Raw genomic sequence first — 2,743 nt, 5'->3', positions numbered from 1 at the left:
CTCGTCCTCTGTGCGCCCCTCGTGCGCCGCCCCTGCCCCGGAACCCCTCAGAGCCGCATGCCGCAGCACCACGGAACCGCCCATGGAGAAGCCGACGGTCACCACGCGCGCGTGCCCGAACGAACGCGCCCACCGCACGGCAGCAGCCAGATCCAGCACCTCGCGGTCCCCGACGGTCGAGCGCCCGCCGGACCTCCCGTGCCCCCTGAAGGAGAACGTGACCACAGCCCCGTACCGCGCGAAAACCCCCGCGGCCCGCCGCACATGCGGCCGCTCCAGATCCCCGGTGAACCCATGCGCGATCACGATCGCCGGCGCGTCGACACCCCCCGCACCCGGCTCGTACGAGGCATCGATCGCGACCCCGTCAGCGGTGCGCAAAGTCGCACGCAAACCGGAGTGCAATGTGGCCCGCGCCACACCAACCGTCTCGCTCCGAGTGATCGGCTGCACAGAAGATCCTCCGGTTCGACCTGCCGCGGCGGAAGTGATGTGGGCTATTCTGCTTGGCGAAGGATCCGGGCAACGCAGCCCCCGGGTCCTTTTGTGCTTTCCGGCAGGCTTTAGGCCTCAAGCGGACGGCGGCGGTTCCAGGGCGCGGAACCGCCACAGCAAGGCAAGCAGTGCCACATACGTCCTCGCAGGGACCGAGGAGGAACCGACGTAATGGGCGAGCGAAACCAGCACCACCCCAGTCCGACCCAGGCAGGTGGGCGGCGATGAGTTCTCTGCTGCTCCTCACCAATGCCCTCCAGCCGTCGACGGAGGTGCTCCCCGCCCTCGGCCTTCTGCTGCACAACGTGCGGGTGGCCCCCGCCGAGGGCCCGGCACTCGTCGACACCCCGGGTGCCGACGTGATCCTGATCGACGGCCGCCGCGACCTTCCGCAGGTCCGCAGCCTCTGCCAGCTACTCCGCTCCACAGGACCCGGCTGTCCGCTGATGCTCGTCGTCACCGAGGGCGGCCTAGCGGCCGTCACGGCCGACTGGGGCATCGACGACGTCCTGCTCGACACCGCGGGCCCGGCCGAGGTCGAGGCGCGCCTGCGCCTCGCGATGGGCCGCCAGCAGCTGACCGGCGACGACTCCCCCATGGAGATCCGCAACGGCGACCTCTCGGTCGACGAGGCGACCTACAGCGCGAAGCTCAAGGGCCGGGTCCTGGACCTGACCTTCAAGGAGTTCGAACTCCTCAAATACCTGGCCCAGCACCCCGGCCGGGTCTTCACCCGGGCCCAGCTCCTCCAGGAGGTCTGGGGCTACGACTACTTCGGCGGCACCCGAACGGTCGATGTCCACGTACGACGGCTGCGGGCCAAGCTCGGCCCGGAGCACGAGGCACTGATCGGCACCGTCCGAAACGTCGGATACCGCTTCGTCACCCCGGAGAAGGTGGACCGGGGCGCGGACGAGGCGCAGGCCAAGGCCGCACGCCCCAAGCCACCGGAAGAGGCCCACCAGGACGCGCCCCAGGCGGACACCCCGAAGAACTCCACAGGTACCACGGCCGAATCCGTAGATAACGATGCGATCGTGCGCCCTGCCAAGCGATGACTCTGCCCGCGTAGACTCTCGCGTGTGGCCAAGGTGACTAGGGACGATGTAGCGCGACTGGCGGGTACGTCGACCGCGGTCGTCAGCTACGTCATCAACAACGGACCCCGGCCGGTCGCCCCGGCCACGCGCGAGCGGGTACTCGCCGCGATCAAGGAGCTGGGCTACCGCCCGGACCGGGTCGCGCAGGCGATGGCGTCGCGGCGCACGGACCTCATAGGCATGATCGTGCCGGATGCACGGCAGCCGTTCTTCGCGGAGATGTCGCACGCCGTGGAGCAGGCCGCCGCCGAGCGCGGAAAGATGGTTCTGGTCGGCAACTCCGACTACCTGCACGAGCGCGAGGTCCACTACCTGCGGGCGTTCCTGGGCATGCGGGTCTCCGGTCTGATCCTGGTCAGCCAGGGCCTCACCGCACAGGCCGCCGCGGAGATCGACGCCTGGGACGCCCGCGTGGTGCTGCTGCACGAGCGCCCCGAGGCCATCGACGACGTCGCGGTAGTGACCGACGACATCGGCGGCGCCCAGCTCGCGACCCGCCACCTGCTCGAACACGGTTACGAGTACGTCGCCTGCCTGGGCGGCACCGAGGACACCCCCCTCACCGGCGACCCGGTCACCGACCACGTCGAGGGCTGGCGCCGGGCCATGCAAGAGGCGGGCCACTCCACCGAGGGACGCCTCTTCCAGTCCCCGTTCAACCGCTACGACGCCTACCAGATCGCCCTCGGCCTCCTCGCGGGCCCCGACCGCCCGCCCGCGATCTTCTGCGCCACGGACGACCAGGCGATCGGCGTCCTGCGAGCGGCCCGCGAGCTGCGCCTCGACGTACCCGGCGACCTGGCCGTAGCGGGCTTCGACGACGTCAAGGAAGCCGCCCTCACGGACCCGCCACTGACCACGGTGGCCTCGGACCGCCCGGCGATGGCCCGCGCCGCGGTGGACCTGGTCCTGGACGACGGCCTACGCGTGGTCGGCTCCCGCCGCGAACGCCTGCGCCAGTTCCCGTCCCGCCTGACCGTCCGCCGCTCCTGCGGCTGCGACTAGCGCCCTTACACCGGACATACACGGTTCTGCCGGGCTTCTCAGGACGCACTCAGACAGCTCTCACACTGCGTGGCGAAGCTCTGAGACATGACCGCAGACAGCTTCCCGCCCCCGCCGCCCTACGCCCCGCCGCGTCCCCCCGA

3 protein-coding genes are annotated in these 2,743 nt (G+C 70.5%); 2 read left to right on the top strand and 1 reads right to left on the bottom strand.

Annotated features, from left to right (window positions below; genetic code table 11):
• Window positions 1–444: alpha/beta hydrolase (locus U9R90_RS35225; RefSeq protein WP_411061493.1), on the bottom strand; the 444-nt coding region annotated here is incomplete at its 3' end.
• 275 nt (window positions 445–719) lie between these two features.
• Between U9R90_RS35225 and U9R90_RS35220 the strand changes: the two genes are divergently transcribed.
• Both U9R90_RS35220 and U9R90_RS35215 read left to right on the top strand, forming a co-directional pair.
• Window positions 720–1,553: a winged-helix domain-containing protein gene (locus tag U9R90_RS35220; RefSeq protein ID WP_411061492.1), complete on the top strand. Its 834-nt coding sequence runs from the start codon at window positions 720–722 to the stop codon at window positions 1,551–1,553.
• A 24-nt stretch (window positions 1,554–1,577) separates the two neighbouring features.
• A complete protein-coding gene (locus U9R90_RS35215) occupies window positions 1,578–2,600 on the top strand; it encodes a LacI family DNA-binding transcriptional regulator (RefSeq protein ID WP_411061490.1) in 1,023 nt (340 codons plus the stop codon).
• Window positions 2,601–2,743: the final 143 nt, after the last annotated feature.

Origin of the sequence: Streptomyces sp. E11-3, assembly GCF_046540415.1 — a bacterium.
Lineage (GTDB): Bacteria > Actinomycetota > Actinomycetes > Streptomycetales > Streptomycetaceae > Streptomyces.
The sequence above is the reverse complement of the archived record's forward strand: the minus strand, read 5'-3'. Positions and strand labels throughout refer to the sequence as shown.